Here is a 629-nt window from a genome sequence, read left to right as displayed (position 1 = left end):
ACGTGCAACTCCCCGAAGCTTATCGCAGCTTATCGCGTCCTTCATCGGCTCTTAGTGCCAAGGCATCCGCCCTGCGCCCTTAATAACTTGACCAGTTATTAGAGTGTTATTTTTTAAAGAGTTTTCTTCTCTTATAATTGGTTTATTTAATCATCACTAAATGTTATGCAGTTTTCAAAGTACTAAAATGCTATCGCATATCGCCAACGTCTGCTCGCTCCAAAGTCGCTCACATCCCGTTGCTCAAAATATAGCTTTCGGGCTACGCCCTGATTTTGAGAATTAATAAACTCTCAAAATTAAACAGTAGGTAATTACTCCTTAGAAAGGAGGTGATCCAGCCGCACCTTCCGATACGGCTACCTTGTTACGACTTCACCCCAGTCATTGGTTTCACCTTCGACGGCCGCTTCCTAAAAGGTTAGCTAACCGGCTTCGGGCGCCCCCAACTTCCATGGTGTGACGGGCGGTGTGTACAAGACCCGGGAACGCATTCACCGCAGCATTCTGATCTGCGATTACTAGTAACTCCAGCTTCATGTAGGCGAGTTTCAGCCTACAATCCGAACTGAGAATGGCTTTAAGGGATTAGCTCCACCTCGCGGCTTGGCAACCCTCTGTACCACCCA

Annotated in this window: 2 rRNA genes; both read right to left on the bottom strand. The window is 47.2% G+C overall.

The features are described 5' to 3' along the window. Window positions 1-93, bottom strand: a 23S ribosomal RNA gene (locus tag VN21_RS01640); the annotation flags it as partial. Between the two features lie 232 nt (window positions 94-325). Beyond that, window positions 326-629, bottom strand: a 16S ribosomal RNA gene (locus VN21_RS01635); the annotation flags it as partial.

It is taken from the genome of Paraclostridium benzoelyticum, from assembly GCF_001006285.1.
Taxonomy (GTDB): Bacteria; Bacillota; Clostridia; order Peptostreptococcales; family Peptostreptococcaceae; genus Paraclostridium; species Paraclostridium benzoelyticum.
Note: the sequence above shows the minus strand (reverse complement) of the source record. Positions and strands in the feature narration are given on the sequence as shown.